Raw genomic sequence first — 17384 nt, forward strand, 5'->3', positions numbered from 1 at the left:
AAACGGGCTATCCTGCCCGGATCCCCTCTCGTGGAATGGGGCAGATGCAAGCTGGCCAAGCACCCCAGGGCCAAAGCCCTTGGGGGGTACGGCCCGACCAGCCGGAAATGGCGGGGCAAATGAGATCATAGAGGTATGGCTGCCCTTTCCATTCACCACTTTCGCCAGGCCAAACAGGCGGGTCAACCGTTGGTGGCCCTCACGGCTGCTGACTACGCCACAGCGCAGATCTTGGATCGGGCCGGGATCGACTTGATCTTAGTAGGCGACAGCCTGGCCATGACCAGCTTGGGGCACAGCAGCACCTTGCCCCTGACTCTGGAACAGATGATCCACCACGCCCAGGCAGTGCGCCGCGGCGTAGAACGAGCCTTTTTGGTGGCCGACTTGCCTTTCTTGAGCTACCAAGTCTGCAAAGAGCAGGCCCTCCTCTCGGCAGGACGTCTGATGAAGGAGGCAGGGGTGAATGGGGTGAAGCTGGAGGGGGGCTACCCAGACATGGTGGAAACAGTGGCCTTTCTGGTCCAGCGAGGGATCCCGGTCTTGGGCCACATCGGCCTCACCCCACAGGCCAAACATCAACTGGGGGGGTATCGCCAGCAGGGGAAAACCCCCTCGGAGGCGGAGCGGCTGCGCCAGGAAGCCCTGAGCCTAGAGCGAGCAGGAGCCTTTGCCCTGGTTTTGGAACACATGCCGGCGGAATTGGCTGCCCAGATCACCCAGCAAGTCGGGATCCCGACTCTGGGGATTGGGGCTGGCCCGGCCTGCGACGGCCAAATTCTCGTCACCCACGACCTGCTCGGCCTCAGCGAGCGGATCCCGCCCTTCGCCAAAGCCTACGCCAACCTGCGAGAGGTGATCCGAGAAGCGGTGGAAGCCTTTGTCGGCGATGTTCATCAGAGACTGTTTCCCCCCACTTAGGGGATCCCCTGGGAAACTCGCAAGTATCACCTTCTGGCAGCTCAGTTGTTGGTTACTGCGCTCCCCTGGCGAGGATCTCCAGAAATTGGAAGCCAGTCGGGGCAGCCGATTGCCGCCTCTGTCAGAGCTTGCTGAGGATGGACAGCGCACTTGAGGTGGGGATCGCCGCTGTAAAACCTGCACTTGTGGCAGGGGATGCGGTGCATCTGTTGAGCTTGATGCAAGAAGTCCGCGACTGCTCTGGCCACCGTCCACAACGGCAAGAGTAGCAATAGCCACGCGATGGCCCCGCTCAGAGGAGGCGGAAGAGAGCTCATACAGGACACCAGCAATACAGAAGGATAGCTTGCTAGCCCCGTACTTTAGTGCGGAGCGGAAAAGCCCGTAAGCAGCTTTAGTTGCTTGCCAATAGTGTAGACGAGGCGTACCGTTCCCAGGCGAGCCTCTAATCACGGTGAAAAACCCGACCGGTGGCAAGCGTCTGCGAGATGCCAACCTCTCGGCCAACCTGCAAGGACTCCGTCCCGCTGACGCGATCAGACAAGTAAGCAGAACCTTGGGGCTTTGACTGAAAGAACTGTCTAGAGGCGGTTTGGCAACGCCTTTACAAGTTCGTTTTTGAACTGCGTAAGAATCCCCCTCCTTAGTCGGGGAAGTGTCAAGACGGGGTCAGGCTCGGCTGTATAACGTCCCCCAGAGAGGGAAAAGTTGGCAGTGAGAGATCCCACGCTGAAACTCCAATCTAATGGATTTTGGAAGGGGAGCGCAGGGTGTGCCAGGGTGGAGATACAGGCGATAATAGCTTCAGCAACGTGCCCTAGTGGGATCCTCTGCGATGGAAGCCTTCTTCGAGTTCCTTTGGTCTGCCTCGGCCGTTTTGCTGGTGATACTGGTGTTGTTGCATAGCCCCAAAGGGGATGGGCTGGCGGGCATTGGCGGCCAGGCCCAATTGTTCTCCAGCTCCAAAAGTGCCGAGCAGAACCTCAACCGCATCACCTGGACGGTGGCCACCCTCTTCCTCTCCATCAGCGTGGTGTTGGGGGCAGGCTGGCTCTCGGCAGCCACAGGCCCCTAGGGATCCCTGTCATCGTGGCGGTCATCTACTTGCACGGATTCGGCTCTGGGCCTCAATCGGCTAAGGCTACTTTTTTCCGGCAGCGGCTGCAGCAGCTTGGGATCCCTCTGCAGGTGCCCGATCTCAACCAGGGCAACTTTGCCCAGCTTACCTTGACCCGCCAGATCCGGCAGGTTTCTGAGCAGTTGGCGCAAATGGGCCATCCTCCCGTTACCCTTATTGGTTCGAGCTTGGGGGGACTGGTGGCCGCCTGGGTGGCCGAGCAGCAACCCTGCGTGCAGCGTCTGGTGCTCTTGGCACCGGCCTTTGGCTTTCTGGGCCATTGGCTGCCGCGGCTGGGGGCAGAGGCGGTGGAGACTTGGCAGCGAACCGGACAACTCATGGTGTTTCACTACGGAGAAGGCCGCCCTCTCCCTTTGGAGTACGGCTTTGTTGCCGATGCCCAGCGCTACCCGGATGGGGCGTTGCGACGGCCTGTGCCCACCCTGATTGTGCATGGGATCCGGGACGAGATCATTCCCATCCAGTCCAGCCGTGACTACGTGGCCCGTCGCCCCTGGGCGCAACTGGTATCTGTAGAGAGCGACCACGCCCTCACCGACGTGTTGGATCCCATCTGGCAGGTTGCCAGCCGCTTTTGTGGCTGGGGGATGGAGACGGGGCAGTATGGTTGTTAAGAGGATCCCTGTCCCGTGCTTGCCCATTCGCGAAAGCGTCGCGTAGCGATAATGTCTATGCAATCCAAAGTGCTGTGCCTACAACAGGGGAAGGCTGACGTGACTGCCGGCTTGCTCTTCGATATGGACGGGGTGATTGTGGATTCGGAACCAATCCATGCCCGCGCCGGAGCCATTGCCCTGCAACGCTGCCACCTATCCCTGGATTTGGCCCCCATCTCCCTGCAGTTCAAAGGGCGCACCGACCGCGATATGTTCGAGTACCTCGTCCAACACCAGACAGACACCCCGCCTGCGGAACAGCCCCTGCTGGTGCAGCGCTTGATCGAGGAAAAGGCCAAGGCTTTTGGCGAGCTGCTGGCAGAGGTACCCCTGGTGCCGGGGGTGCTGGAGTTTTTGGCGGCCAGCCGCCAGCGCTTTTCTGCCCTGGCCGTCACCACTTCGGCCATCCGCCGGGATCAAGCGCAGATTTTCCAGCGCTTCGACCTGCACCGCTGGTTTGACGCGGTGATTACCGCCGAAGACATTCAGCGGGCCAAGCCCGACCCAGAGCCTTACCTGAAAACGGCTGCCGCTGTGGGGTTGGATCCGGCGTTGTGTTGGGTGATTGAAGATTCTACCCATGGGATCCGCGCCGCTAAGGGGGCTGGCTGTTTTGCGGTGGGCCTCACCACGGCTTTCACCGCCGAGGAACTGCGCCACGCCGGGGCAGATGTGGTGGTGGACAGCTTTGCGGAGTTGGCCGCACTCCTGTTCGCGAGAGCGTCGCGTAGCGATAACCTGCCTGTGTAGGGAGCCCAGCCCATTCGCGAGAGCGTCGCGTAGCGATATGCCAGCACCCACTCCAGCACCCACTTTTTTGCGGCAGGCCCTGGATCGCTATCCGTTTGCTTCGCGGCGACGGGTGGTGATGGGCAGACAGGGATCCGTGGCCACCAGCCAACCTTTGGCGGCAATGGCGGGCATGGAGATGTTCTGGGCGGGCGGCAATGCTGTGGATGCAGCCGTGGCAATGGCGGTGGCTTTGACGGTGGTGGAGCCAACCTCCAATGGCATTGGCGGCGATGCCTTTGCTCTGGTGTGGGAGGGGGGGGAGGAGGGTCAGCTGTACGGGTTGAATGCTTCCGGTCGCAGCCCAGCCGCCCTGACGCCGGAGCGGTACCGGGACCATGGGCGGATTCCCCCCTACGATTGGTTAGCGGTGACGGTGCCGGGGGCAGTTTCCGCTTGGCAGACCTTGCACCGGCGCTGGGGAAAGCTGCCGTTCGAGCGTCTGTTTGTGCCTGCCCTTCGTCTGGCGCAAGAGGGATTTCCGGTCTCTCCCCGGGTGGCCCAACTGTGGCAGGCGGCGGAGTCCATCTATTTGCCCCTGCCAGATCCCCGCCACGAGGCCTTCAAGGCCGTTTTCTTTCCCCAAGGGCGTGCCCCACGGGCTGGAGAGCGCTGGAGCAGCCCCCTACATGCTCAAACCCTAGAAGAGATTGCCCGTAGCGGTGGGGAGAGTTTTTACCGAGGGGAGCTGGCGGAGAAGTTGCTGGCTTTCTCGGAGGCCACGGGCGGCTTCCTGTCCCCCGCTGACTTGGCCCAGCACCAGGCCGATTGGGTGGAACCCATCCATACAGATTACCGCGGCTACACCGTCTGGGAGATCCCCCCCAACGGGCAGGGCATTGCCGCTTTGATGGCGCTCAACCTTTTGGAGGGTTTTGAGCTGGGTCGGATCTCCTACGATGCCGGCGAGCGCTATCACCTGCAGATTGAGGCAATGAAGCTGGCCTTTGCCGATGTGAGCCGACAGGTGGCGGATCCGGAGTATGTGCGGGTCAGTCCTGCCCAGATGCTGGATAAGGCTTATGCACAGCGGCGGCGGCAGTTGATCGGGAGGGAGGCGATCCCCCTGGCCCAGCCAGGGCTGCCGGAGGGGGGAACGGTTTACCTGGCTGCAGCTGATGGTGAGTTGATGGTGTCTTTGATTCAGTCGAATTTCGATGGCTTCGGCAGTGGTCTGCTGGTTCCGGGCACGGGCATTGCTCTCCACAACCGCGGCACGGGTTTCACCCTGGAGCCCGGCCATCCCAACCAGGTGGGCCCCCGCAAGCGCCCCTACCACACGATCATCCCCGCTTTTCTATCCAGAGAAGGGATCCCCCTCGGCCCTTTTGGTGTCATGGGGGGGGCAATGCAGCCCCAAGGCCATGTGCAGGTGGTGGTGAATTTGGTGGATTACGGCCTGAACCCCCAGGCGGCTCTGGATGCGCCCCGCTGGCGAGTGCTGTGGGATCAGGGGATCCCGCAGGTGGCGCTGGAGAGCACGGTGCCGCCCCAGGTGGTGCGCGAACTCTCCGCCCGCGGCCATGCAGTGCAGGTGGTGGACGCAGAAGAGGATTGCGGTCTTTTTGGCCGGGGACAGATCCTCTTGCGGGATGGGGATCACTTCATTGCGGCTTCCGAACCCCGTGCCGATGGCCTAGCCCTGGCGTGGTAGAGTGCCTAGCTCATCACCATGCCACCATCGATGGCGAAGACCTGCCCGGTGATGTAGGCCGCCGCCGGATCTGCCGCCAAAAAACGCACCAGCCCCGCCACTTCTGCCGGGGATCCCAGTCGCCCCAGGGGGATCTGCGCCAAAATCGGGCCAGGATCCAGTTTTTCGGTCATTTGGGTGGTGATGAACCCCGGTGCCACGGCGTTGACGGTGATGTTGCGGCTGGCCAGCTCGCGGGCTGCCGTCTTGGTCAGGCCCACCACCCCTGCTTTGGCGGCGCTGTAGTTGGCCTGGCCGGGATTGCCCACCAGGCCCACCACCGAGGTGATGTTGATGATGCGTCCCTGCCGCTGCTTGACCATGATCTTGGCGGCCGCCTTCAGACACAGAAAGACGCCGGTGAGATTGAGATCCAGCACCGCCTGCCAGTCTTCCGGCTTCATGCGCAGCAGCAAGGTGTCGCGGGCCATGCCGGCATTGTTCACCAGCACGTCCACCCGGCCCCAGCGCCCCATCACCTGCTCGAAGAGTTGTTCCACCGCCTGCGGCTGGGAGACATCGGCGGCCACAGCCATCCCTTCGCCCCCCAGGGCGGCGATCTCCTGCAGCAGCGACTCGGCCTCGGCGGCGGAGCGAGCGTAGTTGACGACCACCTTGGCGCCAATCGCCCCCAAGTGAAGGGCAATGGCCCGGCCAATGCCCCGGCTGGCTCCGGTGACCACCGCCACCTGGTTATGGAGCGAGGGCAAGGGGAGAAGTTCAGACATAGGCAGCAGCTTCCCGCTTATTTCTACCGCCGCAACAGTATAGGATGCTTTGGCCTTGTCTGGGGCAGGGAGACTCCCCCCTATGGCCGTTCCAACAGCGATGAGACCGCCTGTCGCCTCGATCCCAAACTCCCCTCTCCTCTTGGGAGAGGGGCTGGGGGTGAGGGCTAGCTCCTCTTGGGAGAGGGGCCGCGGCTGGTCGCATCAGCAGCGCGGAGCGTTTGAGCAACTGGCTGGGGAGACCCCCTCGCGTCAGCGGGCCGCAGGCCCCAACGGTAGGTGCTGTCGCTGCTCGCGCAAGCGGAACGGTGTTCCCTAAGCGCTGACGCCAGGAGGATCCTTGCCCTCTGGGGAGAAACCAGTAAGCTGGGCCAGATTAAGATCGATGGCTAGGCCTAGCCGAGGAACCGTCCATGCAAGTGGAGTTTCGCGAGTGCGATCCGGGAAATCTCTGGATCTGGTTTGAGTTTGCGGAGCCGCCGGTTCCAGCGGAGCTGGAGTACCTCAAGGAGGTGCTGGAATCCTGGTATGTGCTGGGCAAGCTGGGGGGATTCAACGCCGAGCGCCTGGTGGCCCAAGAGGCGGAGGTGGATCTGAGCTATTTGGAGTACCCCAGCGACTCAGCTCCCTTGACCTCCCTGATGCACAACATGGGATCCTTGGAAGAAAAGGGCAACTGGGCCCGCTGCTGGTTTGACCTGGGCACGGCCGATGCCTTGGCGCTGGATGTGCTGATCAACGCCCTGCGCACCCTCAGCCTCGAGTACATTAACCTCAGCCGCGTCATCATCGGCGGGCAGAACGAGGACTGGCCAACACCGGATCCCGAGGAGACCGATGTCTATGATGATCTCAACGGCTACCTGCGGGATCATTGGGGGGAAGAGGGAGAGCTGGAATAGCTCCTACTCCAGGTAGCCCAGCTCTTGCATCCGCCGCACCAAGTCTGTGTTGCTTTCCATGTCAACTCGGCGAGGAGCGGTGCTGGGCCGGCGCGATTCTGCCCACTCCAACCACTGCCTCAGCCCTTGCCGCAGGCGGTCTAGCCAAGCCTGGGGGGAAAGGGATCCCGGCTCAGAAGGGATCCCGGCCGCCAGCAAGTCCTGCAGTTCCGCCGGATCCTGCTCCAGGTTGTAGAGGCTGGGGCGATCTCCGGTTTGGATCAGCTTGGTCACCCCTTCGTAGAGAGCGCGGCGGGTGTCGTAACAGGCGCGCGCCTGCAGCAGGTTGTCGTTGCGGTTTTCCATGGCGCGCAGGAGAATCTGGGGCGGGAAGGCTTCGCTGAGCACCACTCCCTGCTCCGGATCCTCGCCGGCCAGGGTGCGGCTCAGGCTGAGGCGGGCGATCTCGCGGCGAAGCTGGAGGCTGACGCGGGGGGCGCCGTTGGCTAGAGAAAGGCTGGGGCGGAAGCCGGCTGCTTCCAAGAGAGTATGGAAGAGGCGGCGGGTGGAAACGGGGGTGGCCACGCGCTTTCCTGCTGGAAAGTAGCCGGGGTAGTGCAGGATCAGGGGGACGCGGATCAGCTCTTCGTAAACCACAAAGGCGTGGCCGACAAAGTCGTGTTCCCCTAAGCCTTCGCCGTGATCGGCGACGATGGCCACCAGGGTGTTCTGCTCTAGGCCGGTGTGGCGCAGGGTCTCGAAGACGGATCCCAGCAGGTGATCCTGGTAGGCCACCTCGGCATCGTAGATGTCCCTGAGCACCTGGGCCTGCAGCGGGGAAAGCGGCTGGGGCAGGGGCGCCATCCAGCGGTAGGGCTGGGCGTTATACTCCCGCAAAAAGTCGCGCGCCTCGCGGTTGGTCTTGAAGTAGGGAGCATATTTCTGCACAAAGGGCTCCGGCGGCCAGTAGGGCAGGTGGGGCTCCATCAGGTTGACAAAGCAAAAGAAGGGCGGCGCTTGCCCATCCAACTGGCGGCGGGCCATCTGCTGCAAGTAACCGTTGAGGTCAGCAATGGAGGCAGCCGTGTTGCCCTTGAAGTTCATCAGCCGGGTCCAGAGGGAGGCAAACCAGGGGTGCAGCGCCAGTTGGAAGAGAGTATCAGAGCGGGCAAAGGCGTTTTGCACCGGGTAGGAGAGGCGGCGCCAAAACTGGGTGTAGGCGGCCAGCCAGCGGTTGAGGGGGGTGGGCAAGGGATTGCCTTCGGGGGGGCGGGTGGGCAGGGCCCCGCCGTAGTTGTAGAAGGTGTCAAAGCCGCGCCGCAGTCCGTTTTTCAGGATCCCGACCAGGGGGTTGTTGCAAAAGCCCACGGTGGTGTAGCCGCCCAGTTTCAACAGCTCCGCCAGGGTGGGCAGGGCGGGGCTCAGCTCCAGGTCTGCCTGGACAGTCTGGTGGGTGCTGGGATATTCCCCCGTAAACAGGGAGGCGTGGGAGGGGATCGTCCACTGGGCGGGGGCGATGGCCCGCTCGAAGAGGGTGGATTCTGCCGCCAGCCGATCCAGGTTGGGGCTGGTGGGCACCTGGCGGGCCCGCTCTTCCTCTGACCAGTAGCAGGAAAGGCGATCCGCCCGTTGGGTATCGAGCACGATCAACAGAATGTTGGGGCGTTCCCCCAAGGCGGCCTCTGCCATTGCTGAACTCCTCACCACAACCCACCCAACACGGTTCTTAAACTATCTTGACATGCTCCTGTCGGCCCTTTGTCGCCGGCTCCTAGGGCAAAGTGAGCTGGGTTTGGCTGTTGCCCTGGATCCGGGCGGTGTTGGCCTGCCAGTCTAGGAGGCCGCTGTCGCCGCTCACGGTCAGGGCTTGTCCGGGCTGGCGGTAGCGCACATTGCCCAGGGCCTGCAGTTGGGTGGAGCCGATGCGCCAGCGGATCTCTTGGGCCTGCAACTCTTGGCCGGTTTGCAGGGACTCCGTCCCGCCAACGCGAACGGCTTTGGCTTTCACGTTGCCCAGCAGGCGCAGCTCGGTTAGGGGCAGCGGAGCCCGCAACTGCTCGCCGCTGAGGCGCACCCTTTGCTGGGGGGCATCCACCTCGACTGCTCCCAGCGCCTGCACCTCGCCGGCGCCAAATTCCCACAAGAAACGGCGGGCGGCCAGCTCCAGCTCCGGATCCCGATACTTGGCCCGCACCGGTTGGCTCGGATCCCGATTCTCCAGTTGCATCTGGGCTTGGCCAAAGTCGATGCGCAAGCGATCCCCCTCCAGAGATCCCCGGCCGTCCAACAGCTCCACCTGCACCTGGCCCTCGGCTTCGAGGAGGCGCTGTTCCGGCAACCACTGCAGCCGCTCTGCCTGCAGGCGCAGGTTGTCCCGCTCCGATTCCACCTCCACCTGGCCCGTCAGTTCCAGCCGCCGCTCGCCGGGGTAGGCGGATCCCCGCTCGGCCCGGACGCGAATGGCGCGATCCTCTGCGTCGAAAAACTCTCCCTCGATAGACTGCAAATGGGCGGATCCCAACTGCACAGGAGTGGTGCCATTTTCTGGGGGGGACTCGTATTCGGCCAGGCGAGCCTGGAGGCGCCAGAGCAGGCCACCATCGGGTTTGGCCTGGGTGAGGGTGATGTCTTCGTAGATCAACTGGGGGGTGGAGATGGGTGCGGAAGGAGCCTCGGGATCCCTGGCCGGGGGTGGCTCCGGCCCACCACAGGCAGCGCTCAGCAGGGCCAAAACCACTAGCCAACCTAGGATCCGAGAAGAACTGGGCTGCATGGCTCTCTCTCTTGCGCGCTTTCTCCTACCCTAGCTTTACCCTGCCGCTGGGCCGGATGGGATCCCGCTGTGGCATCATCAGGGCAGGGTATTGCGGGGGCAGGTGTGACCCAACTGTTGCAACTGTTCATCTACGGCCTCGTCCTGGGCAGCATCTATGCTTTGGGGGCGATTGGGGTGTCTCTCACGTTTGGCATTTTGCGCTTTGCCAACTTTGCCCACGGGGATCTGATGACCTTGGGGGCCTACTTTGCCCTGACGTTTGTCGGCTGGGGTTGGCCGCTAGAGGTGAGCTGGATCCCGGCGGCCTTGGCGACAGCACTGTGTGCGGTGGGGATCGACCAACTGGTCTATCGCCGCCTGCGCCGGGAAGCGCCGGTGATTTTGCTGATCTCTTCTTTTGGCACGGCCCTGATCTTGCGCAGCTTGGTGCAGATTCTCTGGGGGCCCAACAACCAGGTGTACCGCAGCGGCATCCAGTTGCCCTGGCAGTTTTGGGGGCTGCGCGTCAAGCCGGATTGGGTAGCGATTCTGGTGGGAACGGCGCTGTTGGTGGTGGCGCTGCACCTGTTTTTGCAGCACACGCGGGTGGGGAAAGCCATGCGGGCCATGGCCGACAATTTTGACTTGGCCAAGGTGACCGGCATCGATACGGAGCGGATCATTCTCTGGACTTGGGCCATTGGCGCCGCCTTGGCCTGTGTGGCGGGCATCTTCCTGGGCCTGGATACGCGGCTGCACCCCACCATGGGCTGGCGGCTGCTGTTGCCCGTTTTCGCTGCAGCCATCCTCGGCGGCATTGGTCGCCCTTACGGGGCCATCGCCGGGGGGCTGGTGATTGGCCTGGCGGAGGAGTTTTCTACTTTGGTGCTCAGCCCAGCCTACAAGACGGGGGTGGCCTTTGCCATTCTGGTGCTGTTGCTGATCTTGCGGCCCACAGGGCTGTTGGGAGGACGGGCCTGATGTTGAGCTACGCCATTTTCTTTTTGGTTTTGGTGGGGATCTACGGCGTGCTGGTGCTGGGCCTCAATATCCAGTGGGGCTACGCCGGCATGTTCAACATTGGGGTGGGGGCCTTTTTTGCTGTGGGGGCCTACGCCAGCGCCATTGCCACGACGCCGCCCACCCCTGAGCACCTGGGCGGGTTCGATCTGCCGTTCTGGGTGGGCTTTGCCATGGCGGTGGTCGCCGCCGGGGCGATCGCCTTTTTGATCGGCTTGATCACCCTCAAGCTGCGCTCCGACTACTTGGCCATCGCCACCATCGGCATTGCCGAGATCATCAGCCAAATCCTGAAAAACGAGGGCTGGCTGACCAACGGCGTGCGTGGCATCACCCGCATTCCGCGGCCCTTTCGCGGCTGGATCCCAAGACAGGATACGCTGCTGTACTTGGGCTTGGTGCTGCTGATCTTGGCGGTGGTTTACTGGCTGAGCGAGCGGGCCTATCGCTCTCCTTGGGGACGGGTGCTGCGGGCTATCCGCGAGGACGAGCCGGCAGCCCTAGCCGCTGGCAAAGATGTGCTCCAGTTTCGTTTGCAGGCATTTGTCCTGGGATCCATGCTCATGGGGCTGGCGGGGGCGCTCTATGCCCATTTTGTCAACTTCATCAGCCCGGAAGCCTTCCAGCCGGAGTTTGCCACCTTCATCGTCTGGGTGATGTTGATTGCCGGGGGCAGCGGCAACAACCGCGGCGCCCTGCTGGGGGCGCTGGTGATTTGGGGCGTGTGGTCGGGCAGCGAATGGTTGACCAACCGTCTGCCGCCCCAATGGGCCACCCGGGCCGGCCCCTTGCGCATTTTGTTGATCGGGATCTTGCTGCAGGTGATTCTTCTCACGCGCTCCCAAGGGCTGTTGCCAGAACGTCCGCCCAAGCCTGTTGTGGCTACTTCCGTTTCGTCTAAGCAGAACCCAGCAGGATAGGATGGGGTCGGCTGCAGCCGTTGTTGACGTGTTTGAGACAACCCAGACCTCTGCCACCATGACTCCGCGCCCCCAGGAAACGGACTCTCCCTTGTCGCCCCACAACCCCGACGCGACAGGCTGCCATCCCGATGCCGGACAGCCCGGGATCCCGACTGCGCCCATCCAGGAGGGCTATGCCTTGCCGGAGCAGTATTTCAACCGCGAGCTGAGCTGGATCGAGTTCAACGCCCGAGTGTTGCACGAGGCTCTGGACGAGCGCACTCCCCTGTTGGAGCGGCTGAAGTTTCTGGCCATCTTCGAGAGCAACCTGGACGAATTCTTCATGGTGCGAGTGGCGGTGATTCGCCGTCAGTTGGAGACGGGTGTGTTGGTGCTGACTCCAGATGGCCTCACACCGCAGCAGCAGTTGCGGCAGATCTCCAATCGCCTGCGCCCCCTGATTCAAAAGTTACACGAGTGTTTTCGGCAGGAACTGGTGCCTAAGCTGGCGGAACAGGGCATTCACATCCGCGATTTTTCCGAGCTGGCCGAACCGGAGCGGCAGGAGCTGCGGGAGTATTTCGACCGCCGCCTGTTTCCCGTGCTCACCCCCTTGGCGGTGGATCCGGGCCATCCTTTTCCCTATATCTCCAACCTCAGCCTCAGCTTGGCGGTGGTGGTGCGGGATCCGGAGACCGGCAAGGAACACTTTGCCCGCGTCAAGGTGCCCAACACCCTGCCCCGCTTTGTGCCGCTGCGGGACGGGGTGAGCTTCGTGCCGCTGGATCAGGTGATCGCCCATCACCTGGAGGCCCTGTTCGTGGGCATGGAAGTGCTGGAGTACTACCCCTTCCGCATCACTCGCGACGCCGATCTGGAGATCCAAGAGGACGAGGCCGACGATCTGCTGGCAGCCATTCAAGAAGAGCTGCGCAAACGGCGCTTTGGCTCGGTGGTGCGCATGGAGATCGCCAAGTCGATGCCCTCTGCCATTCGCCAACGGCTGTGCGAAGAGCTGCATCTGGATGCCGACTCCGTTTACGAGGTGGATGGGCTCCTCAACATGGGGGGGCTGATGGCGTTTCTCAACCTCAACCGCCCTGATTTAAAAGATCCCCCTTGGGGGCCCGTCACCCCTCCCCGCTTGCGTACTGCCTCGGTCAGCGATGAGCCGGTGGATATCTTCTCCGTCATCCGGGAAGGGGATCTGCTGGTGCACCACCCCTACGATTCCTTTGCTGCCAGTGTGGAACGGTTTTTGGAGGAGGCGGCCAACGATCCCCAGGTGCTCACCATCAAGCAAACCCTCTACCGCACCTCCGGCGACTCCTCGGTGGTGGGATCCCTCATCCAGGCTGCCGAGAACGGCAAGCAGGTGGCCGCCCTGGTGGAACTCAAAGCCCGTTTCGACGAAGAAAACAACATCCTCTGGGCCAAGAAGCTGGAAAAAGCTGGGGTGCACGTGGCCTACGGCCTGCCGGGGCTGAAGATCCACTGCAAACTGGCGCTGGTGGTGCGGGAAGAGGGGGGATCCCTGCGCCGCTATGTCCACATCGGCACCGGCAACTACAACCCCAAGACCGCCCGCATCTACACTGACTTGGGCCTGTTTACCTGCGATGAGACTCTCTGTAACGATGTAACAGAATTGTTTAACCTGCTGACGGGCTATTCGCGGCAACGGCACTTCCGCAAGCTGCTGGTGGCCCCTCGCACCCTGCGCCAGGGGATGGAAGCCTTGATCCGGAGAGAGATGCGCCATGCCCAAGCCGGCCAGCGGGGACGCATCATCGTCAAGGTCAACTCCCTCACCGACCCGCGCATGATCCAAGTGCTCTACGAGGCCAGCCAGGCAGGGGTGGAGATCGACCTCATTGTGCGTGGCATGTGCTGCCTGAAGCCAGGGATCCCGGGCCTAAGCGAACGCATCCGTGTCATCAGCATCATCGGGCGCTTCTTGGAGCACTCCCGCATCTTCTACTTCTACAACGGCGGCCAGGAAGAGTACTTCATCGGCAGCGCCGACTACATGACCCGCAACCTGGATCGCCGCGTCGAGGTGGTAACCCCTGTAGAGGATCCCCTGTTGCAGCAAGAGCTGAAGGCGATCTTGGAGATCTGTCTGACGGATAACCGGCAAGCTTGGGAATTGCGTCCCGATGGCACCTACGTACAGCGACAGCCCAAGCCGGGAGAGCCGGTACGCTCCACCCACCAACGCCTGATGGAGCGGGCCGCCAGCCGCCTTTAGCCCTCACCCCCGGTCCCCTCTCCCTCTGGGAAGTTGGCTTAGGAGCGAGGGGTTTGGGCAGCTTCGGCCTCTTGCTCGCCCAGGGCGATCACCTGCTCGGTGGCCTGCAGCGAAGACTGCAAGCTCTCCAACTTTTGTCGGCTGGAGCGGTTCAGCCCCGCCTCAATGCCGTTCACCAAGAGCTGATCCAGAGAGAACCAACCGCCGCCATTGACGGCAAAGGCCAAGAAGATGGCCGCGTAGATGGCCGATAGCTCCAGGTAAGGAATGCTGAAGCCGGCCACCTTGATGTGGTGAAACATGGCCACCGCCATCGTGGCCACCAGGCTCAATGCGGCGGGCCGCGTGAACAGGCCCAGGGCCACCAGGGGAGCTGCGATCAGTTCAGTGTAGGCGGCTACATAGGAGAAAAAGATGGGGAACGGCAAGCCAATCACTTCCACATAGGCCGCCGCAAACCCTTCGATATCGGCCAGCTTGTCGAGGCCGTTGTGAATCATGAATAGCCCCGCCACCACCCGCAAGACGGTCCACCCCAACTGGGACCACCGCGGAGGAACGCTGTCGTGACGCAAAACCGAGACGAGCAGCACGGGAAACTGCTGAGTGAGTGCCATGAGATGCAACCTGCAATGCAAAGATGCTAACTATTGTAACGATTCTAAATTTCTGTAACAAGACCAGGGCGGGATCCCCTGTCCTTCGGAGGCCGGATCGTCGGCCATTGGGTTGGGGGTGGGCGCAGCAACAGAGGGGATCCCTGCCCCCGCAGCGTCGCTTGGACAAGATGCGCCCGAGCCGTTCTCGAGTGCCTATCCTTGTGAAGTGTTGGCGCAATTCTTCTGGCAGACGATCCCTGTCTTTAGCTAATCCGCCGTTCGCGCTAGCGGGACGTAGTCCTGGAAGCCCCGCTCTGTACCCCCCTATATCCCAGCCCCCCAGCCCCCCAGTCCCCCCGTATACGGGGGGATATAGGGGGGCGAGGGGATATATGGGGCGGGCGGGTCAGAGTCGGGATGAGAGGCGGGAGCGTTCAACAGGTACAATGCATTCATCATGAGAACCGCTTACCAGTACCGCTTGCGCCCTACTGCTAGCCAAGTCGCCCTGATGGGTGAGTGGCTGGAGCTGCTGCGTAAGCAGTACAACTATCGCTTGGCAGAACGGTTCAACGGGTGGGAGCAAAATCGCTTTCCCTCAGATGAAGCAGGACTGTATCCGGGGAAAGTTTATCCATCTGCCCAAGATTGGGCCGGTCAAGCTCATCCAACACCGTCCTTTGCCGGACGGCTTCGTGATTAAAACGGCCACCATCACCCGCAAGGTGGATGGGTGGTACTTCACCTTGAGCCTGCAGGATCCGTCTGTCCCGGAATGGAGCCCTGACCCGCCAACGTGGGAAAACACGATGGGGATAGACCTGGGGCTAAGCTCTTTCTTGGTCACCGATGAGGGTGAGGTTATCGAGGTTCCTCAGTATTACCGTAAAGCGCAAAAGCCCCTCAAGCGGCTGCAACGGTCTGTATCGCGCAAGCAGAAGGGGTCAAACCGCTACCAGAAAGCGGTCAAGAGGTTGAGCAAGGCACATCAGAAAGTAGCCAACCAGCGCCGGGATTTCCACCACAAAGTTGCTCATCAGCTTTTGCAAAAAGGGAGACACATAGCCCATGAGGCATTGAACATCAAAGGTCTGGCAAGGACAAGGTTGGCCAAATCTATCCATGACGCCGGTTGGGGTGAGTTCCTGCAAATTCTGGCAGCCAAGGCTGAAAGAGCTGGGCTGTTGACGATTGCAGGGGATCCCCGCGGCAGCAGTCAAGGGTGCTCGGGGTGTGGTCGTGAGGTGCCCAAAAAGCTGCATGAGCGGTGGCACGATTGTCCGCACTGTGGGTTGAGGATTGGCAGGGATCACAGCTCGGCGAGGGTCATCAAATCCAGAGCGGTGGGGCGTCCCGTTCTTCAAGCTCAGGAAATGTCCTGCTATCGGGCAGGAGTCACTGGGAAGCCTGCACTCTATGCGTCAGCATGGGTGCGGGAGTACGTCACGGAGAAAAGCAGGCCATGATGCGCATTTCTATTCAGCCGGAGAGCGGGATCCCTGGCTCAGTCCAGCTCTTCAACTTGCTCTGTTTTGGCATTGCCTGCGGGCAATTTCCTCCCGGCTGTCGCCTGCCCAGCACCCGTCAGTTGGCCATGCAGACGGGCCTGCATCGCAACACCATCCACAAGGTTTACCACCAACTGGAGGCCATGGGCCTGGTGGAAACTCGCGCCGCCTCCGGCATTTACGTGAGCGGCACTGCTCGCCAGGCGGTTAACCGTTCTCGCGGTCTCAGCAAGAACCTGGATCGATCCAAACAGGCGCTGGAGCAGGTGCGTCAGGGCATCGATCAGCTTCAGCAGCAAGGCTTTTCTCTGGAGCAGGTGCGGGATCTGCTGCTGGCCGAGATCGACTGGCGGCTGCGCTGCAGTGCTCAGGTGCTGGTGTGCGTGCCCCGCCGAGACTTGGGCACAGGACAACTCATGGCTCAACAAATCCAACAGACTTTGGGCATCCGGGTCCAGTTGGTGCTGTTGGAAGACCTGGCCGCCGTGCTGGATCAGATCCATTCCGGCACTGTGGTGACGCTGCACTATTTTCTCAGCGCTGTCGAGGCCATTGCCCAGCCGCGGGGGGCCCGTGTGCTCCCGGTGGAGGTGTCGGATTACGCCCGCGAAATTGCCCTGATCCGCCAATTGCCTTCCCACGCTTGTCTGGGGCTGGTGAGCATCAGCACTGCCCTACTAGAAGTTGCCGAGGTGATCGTCCAAAGCTTGCGAGCAGACCTGCTGGTGCTGACAGCGGTGATTTCCGATACGGAACGGGTGGGATCCCTGATTCGCCGCGCCCACACCCTCATCTGCGACGAGGCCAGCTACTCTACCCTGCGCGCTCTGGTGCGCCAAGCCCGATCCGACCTGATCCGCACGCCCAACCTGGTCTGTGCTTCCCCTCACATCGGAGAAGCAGCCATGGCCAAGCTGCAACAGGAATTGGGCGGGATCCCATGAGCAGCAAGGGCGAGAAAACTCCTTTTGTTGCAAGCAAGCCATTTCGCGGATGACGGGCTGTGCAATGTCGTGCTTAAGTGGAAATACGGTAAAAAACCATCCTGATTTGATTCATCACTAATCAGTCTTTACACGTATGGTGATCCTCGACTACGCCTCCGCCGACCACGACCATGTAGCGGTGACAAAGGAAGGGTTTTGGGAGGCCATCCGCTTTCAGGATTATTTCTACGCTTTTAACCGCAGCTTTGCTCGGCTGCAGGACGCTATCGCCAGTTGCCGCCGCGAGATGGATCGCGGCTCCTTGATCAGCATTGTGGTGGTGCGCCCTCCTAGGTTTGAGGTGTGGTCGCGGGTGGGATCGGAAGTGCCGGTTTTGCCGAAGCAACTGTTGCAGGGGGGTTCTTCTCAGCCAGCGGCACCGTCTCCCTCCCCCCGCAGGCGAGTCTTCTGGCGCTTCTGGGAGCGAGCTGCTGAGGTCTCTAGGGTCGATGCCGAGCTGCCTTCAGCGCGATCCCTCTTCTACCGGGGCGCTCGGCCTTACAACGCTCTACAGGCCTAAGCCGGAGTAGAGTTGCGGCTCGGATTTCCCGCTGAGG

The 17384-nt window shown here is 61.9% G+C and carries 18 protein-coding genes; 14 read left to right on the plus strand and 4 right to left on the minus strand.

Features of this window, described 5'->3' with window-relative positions; translation table 11 throughout:
• The first annotated feature begins 135 nt into the window (after positions 1–135).
• From panB to GG26_RS04600, 6 genes are all read left to right on the plus strand, one after another.
• Positions 136–921, plus strand: coding sequence for a 3-methyl-2-oxobutanoate hydroxymethyltransferase (gene panB, locus GG26_RS04575; protein WP_011431283.1), 786 nt, complete (start codon positions 136–138; stop codon positions 919–921).
• Between the two features lie 137 nt (positions 922–1058).
• Positions 1059–1190: a hypothetical protein gene (locus tag GG26_RS04580; protein WP_255322492.1), complete on the plus strand. Its 132-nt coding sequence runs from the start codon at positions 1059–1061 to the stop codon at positions 1188–1190.
• A gap of 566 nt (positions 1191–1756) precedes the next feature.
• Positions 1757–1996 (plus strand): preprotein translocase subunit SecG, encoded by a 240-nt coding sequence (secG, locus tag GG26_RS04585; RefSeq protein ID WP_011431281.1) that lies wholly within the window; start codon positions 1757–1759, stop codon positions 1994–1996.
• Positions 1997–2010: 14 nt separating this feature from the next.
• Positions 2011–2673, plus strand: coding sequence for a YqiA/YcfP family alpha/beta fold hydrolase (locus GG26_RS04590; RefSeq protein ID WP_414389114.1), 663 nt, complete (start codon positions 2011–2013; stop codon positions 2671–2673).
• Positions 2674–2772: 99 nt separating this feature from the next.
• Complete coding sequence (locus GG26_RS04595; protein WP_011431279.1) at positions 2773–3465, plus strand: HAD family hydrolase; 693 nt, start codon at positions 2773–2775, stop codon at positions 3463–3465.
• 37 nt (positions 3466–3502) lie between these two features.
• Positions 3503–5158, plus strand: coding sequence for a gamma-glutamyltransferase family protein (locus tag GG26_RS04600; RefSeq protein WP_099812819.1), 1656 nt, complete (start codon positions 3503–3505; stop codon positions 5156–5158).
• A 5-nt stretch (positions 5159–5163) separates the two neighbouring features.
• Here GG26_RS04600 and fabG read toward each other — a convergent pair whose 3' ends face one another.
• Positions 5164–5907, minus strand: a complete 744-nt coding sequence (fabG, locus tag GG26_RS04605; RefSeq protein ID WP_228375524.1) for a 3-oxoacyl-[acyl-carrier-protein] reductase — start codon at positions 5905–5907, stop codon at positions 5164–5166.
• Between the two features lie 431 nt (positions 5908–6338).
• Between fabG and GG26_RS04610 the strand changes: the two genes are divergently transcribed.
• The gene (locus GG26_RS04610) at positions 6339–6827 is read left to right on the plus strand and encodes a DUF3531 family protein (RefSeq protein ID WP_011431276.1); all 489 of its coding nucleotides are present in this window, start codon (positions 6339–6341) and stop codon (positions 6825–6827) included.
• 3 nt (positions 6828–6830) lie between these two features.
• On the opposite strand, the gene GG26_RS04615 is transcribed toward GG26_RS04610, so the two are convergent.
• Together GG26_RS04615 and lptC are read right to left on the minus strand one after the other, a co-directional pair.
• The gene (locus GG26_RS04615) at positions 6831–8495 is read right to left on the minus strand and encodes a sulfatase (RefSeq protein WP_099835766.1); all 1665 of its coding nucleotides are present in this window, start codon (positions 8493–8495) and stop codon (positions 6831–6833) included.
• Positions 8496–8577: 82 nt separating this feature from the next.
• Positions 8578–9579, minus strand: coding sequence for an LPS export ABC transporter periplasmic protein LptC (gene lptC / locus GG26_RS04620; RefSeq protein WP_414389117.1), 1002 nt, complete (start codon positions 9577–9579; stop codon positions 8578–8580).
• Positions 9580–9684: 105 nt separating this feature from the next.
• Here lptC and GG26_RS04625 point away from each other — a divergent pair, with 105 nt between their 5' ends.
• The 3 genes from GG26_RS04625 to GG26_RS04635 are packed head-to-tail and all read left to right on the plus strand — an operon-like array spanning position 9685 to position 13734.
• Positions 9685–10542, plus strand: coding sequence for a branched-chain amino acid ABC transporter permease (locus GG26_RS04625; protein WP_011431273.1), 858 nt, complete (start codon positions 9685–9687; stop codon positions 10540–10542).
• On the plus strand, positions 10542–11501 hold the full coding sequence (locus GG26_RS04630) for a branched-chain amino acid ABC transporter permease (RefSeq protein ID WP_414389120.1): 960 nt from the start codon (positions 10542–10544) through the stop codon (positions 11499–11501). The genes GG26_RS04625 and GG26_RS04630 overlap by 1 nt, the downstream gene beginning before the upstream one ends.
• Before the next feature lie 58 nt (positions 11502–11559).
• Positions 11560–13734 carry an RNA degradosome polyphosphate kinase gene (locus tag GG26_RS04635; RefSeq protein WP_083759194.1) on the plus strand — a complete coding sequence of 725 codons (2175 nt, stop codon included), beginning with the start codon at positions 11560–11562 and terminating at the stop codon, positions 13732–13734.
• 38 nt (positions 13735–13772) lie between these two features.
• On the opposite strand, the gene GG26_RS04640 is transcribed toward GG26_RS04635, so the two are convergent.
• Positions 13773–14351 (minus strand): DoxX family protein, encoded by a 579-nt coding sequence (locus tag GG26_RS04640; RefSeq protein ID WP_041438584.1) that lies wholly within the window; start codon positions 14349–14351, stop codon positions 13773–13775.
• Positions 14352–14790: 439 nt separating this feature from the next.
• On the opposite strand from GG26_RS04640, the gene GG26_RS04645 reads away from it, so the two are divergent.
• From GG26_RS04645 to GG26_RS04660, 4 genes are all read left to right on the plus strand, one after another.
• Positions 14791–15036 carry a helix-turn-helix domain-containing protein gene (locus tag GG26_RS04645; protein WP_228375326.1) on the plus strand — a complete coding sequence of 82 codons (246 nt, stop codon included), beginning with the start codon at positions 14791–14793 and terminating at the stop codon, positions 15034–15036.
• Complete coding sequence (locus GG26_RS04650; RefSeq protein WP_414389123.1) at positions 14936–15799, plus strand: RNA-guided endonuclease InsQ/TnpB family protein; 864 nt, start codon at positions 14936–14938, stop codon at positions 15797–15799. The genes GG26_RS04645 and GG26_RS04650 overlap by 101 nt, the downstream gene beginning before the upstream one ends.
• Positions 15796–16785 (plus strand): GntR family transcriptional regulator, encoded by a 990-nt coding sequence (locus tag GG26_RS04655; RefSeq protein ID WP_041438581.1) that lies wholly within the window; start codon positions 15796–15798, stop codon positions 16783–16785. Before GG26_RS04650 ends, GG26_RS04655 begins: the two co-directional genes overlap by 4 nt.
• Positions 16786–16921: 136 nt before the next feature.
• A complete protein-coding gene (locus tag GG26_RS04660) occupies positions 16922–17347 on the plus strand; it encodes a hypothetical protein (protein WP_011431268.1) in 426 nt (141 codons plus the stop codon).
• Positions 17348–17384: the final 37 nt, after the last annotated feature.

This window comes from Synechococcus sp. 'PEA 65AY6A-5F PE A' (genome assembly GCF_047462575.1).
Taxonomy (GTDB): Bacteria; Cyanobacteriota; Cyanobacteriia; order Thermostichales; family Thermostichaceae; genus Thermostichus.

What these genes read in the sequence shown, in the direction of transcription:
- panB (WP_011431283.1), top strand. Translation starts at nt 136, where the DNA reads ATGGCTGCCCTTTCCATTCACCACTTTCGCCAGGCCAAACAGGCGGGT.
- GG26_RS04580 (WP_255322492.1), top strand. Translation starts at nt 1,059, where the DNA reads ATGGACAGCGCACTTGAGGTGGGGATCGCCGCTGTAAAACCTGCACTT.
- secG (WP_011431281.1), top strand. Translation starts at nt 1,757, where the DNA reads ATGGAAGCCTTCTTCGAGTTCCTTTGGTCTGCCTCGGCCGTTTTGCTG.
- GG26_RS04600 (WP_099812819.1), top strand. Translation starts at nt 3,503, where the DNA reads ATGCCAGCACCCACTCCAGCACCCACTTTTTTGCGGCAGGCCCTGGAT.
- GG26_RS04610 (WP_011431276.1), top strand. Translation starts at nt 6,339, where the DNA reads ATGCAAGTGGAGTTTCGCGAGTGCGATCCGGGAAATCTCTGGATCTGG.
- GG26_RS04615 (WP_099835766.1), bottom strand. Translation starts at nt 8,495, where the DNA reads ATGGCAGAGGCCGCCTTGGGGGAACGCCCCAACATTCTGTTGATCGTG.
- lptC (WP_414389117.1), bottom strand. Translation starts at nt 9,579, where the DNA reads ATGCAGCCCAGTTCTTCTCGGATCCTAGGTTGGCTAGTGGTTTTGGCC.
- GG26_RS04630 (WP_414389120.1), top strand. Translation starts at nt 10,542, where the DNA reads ATGTTGAGCTACGCCATTTTCTTTTTGGTTTTGGTGGGGATCTACGGC.
- GG26_RS04635 (WP_083759194.1), top strand. Translation starts at nt 11,560, where the DNA reads ATGACTCCGCGCCCCCAGGAAACGGACTCTCCCTTGTCGCCCCACAAC.
- GG26_RS04640 (WP_041438584.1), bottom strand. Translation starts at nt 14,351, where the DNA reads ATGGCACTCACTCAGCAGTTTCCCGTGCTGCTCGTCTCGGTTTTGCGT.
- GG26_RS04645 (WP_228375326.1), top strand. Translation starts at nt 14,791, where the DNA reads ATGAGAACCGCTTACCAGTACCGCTTGCGCCCTACTGCTAGCCAAGTC.
- GG26_RS04650 (WP_414389123.1), top strand. Translation starts at nt 14,936, where the DNA reads ATGAAGCAGGACTGTATCCGGGGAAAGTTTATCCATCTGCCCAAGATT.
- GG26_RS04655 (WP_041438581.1), top strand. Translation starts at nt 15,796, where the DNA reads ATGATGCGCATTTCTATTCAGCCGGAGAGCGGGATCCCTGGCTCAGTC.
- GG26_RS04660 (WP_011431268.1), top strand. Translation starts at nt 16,922, where the DNA reads ATGGTGATCCTCGACTACGCCTCCGCCGACCACGACCATGTAGCGGTG.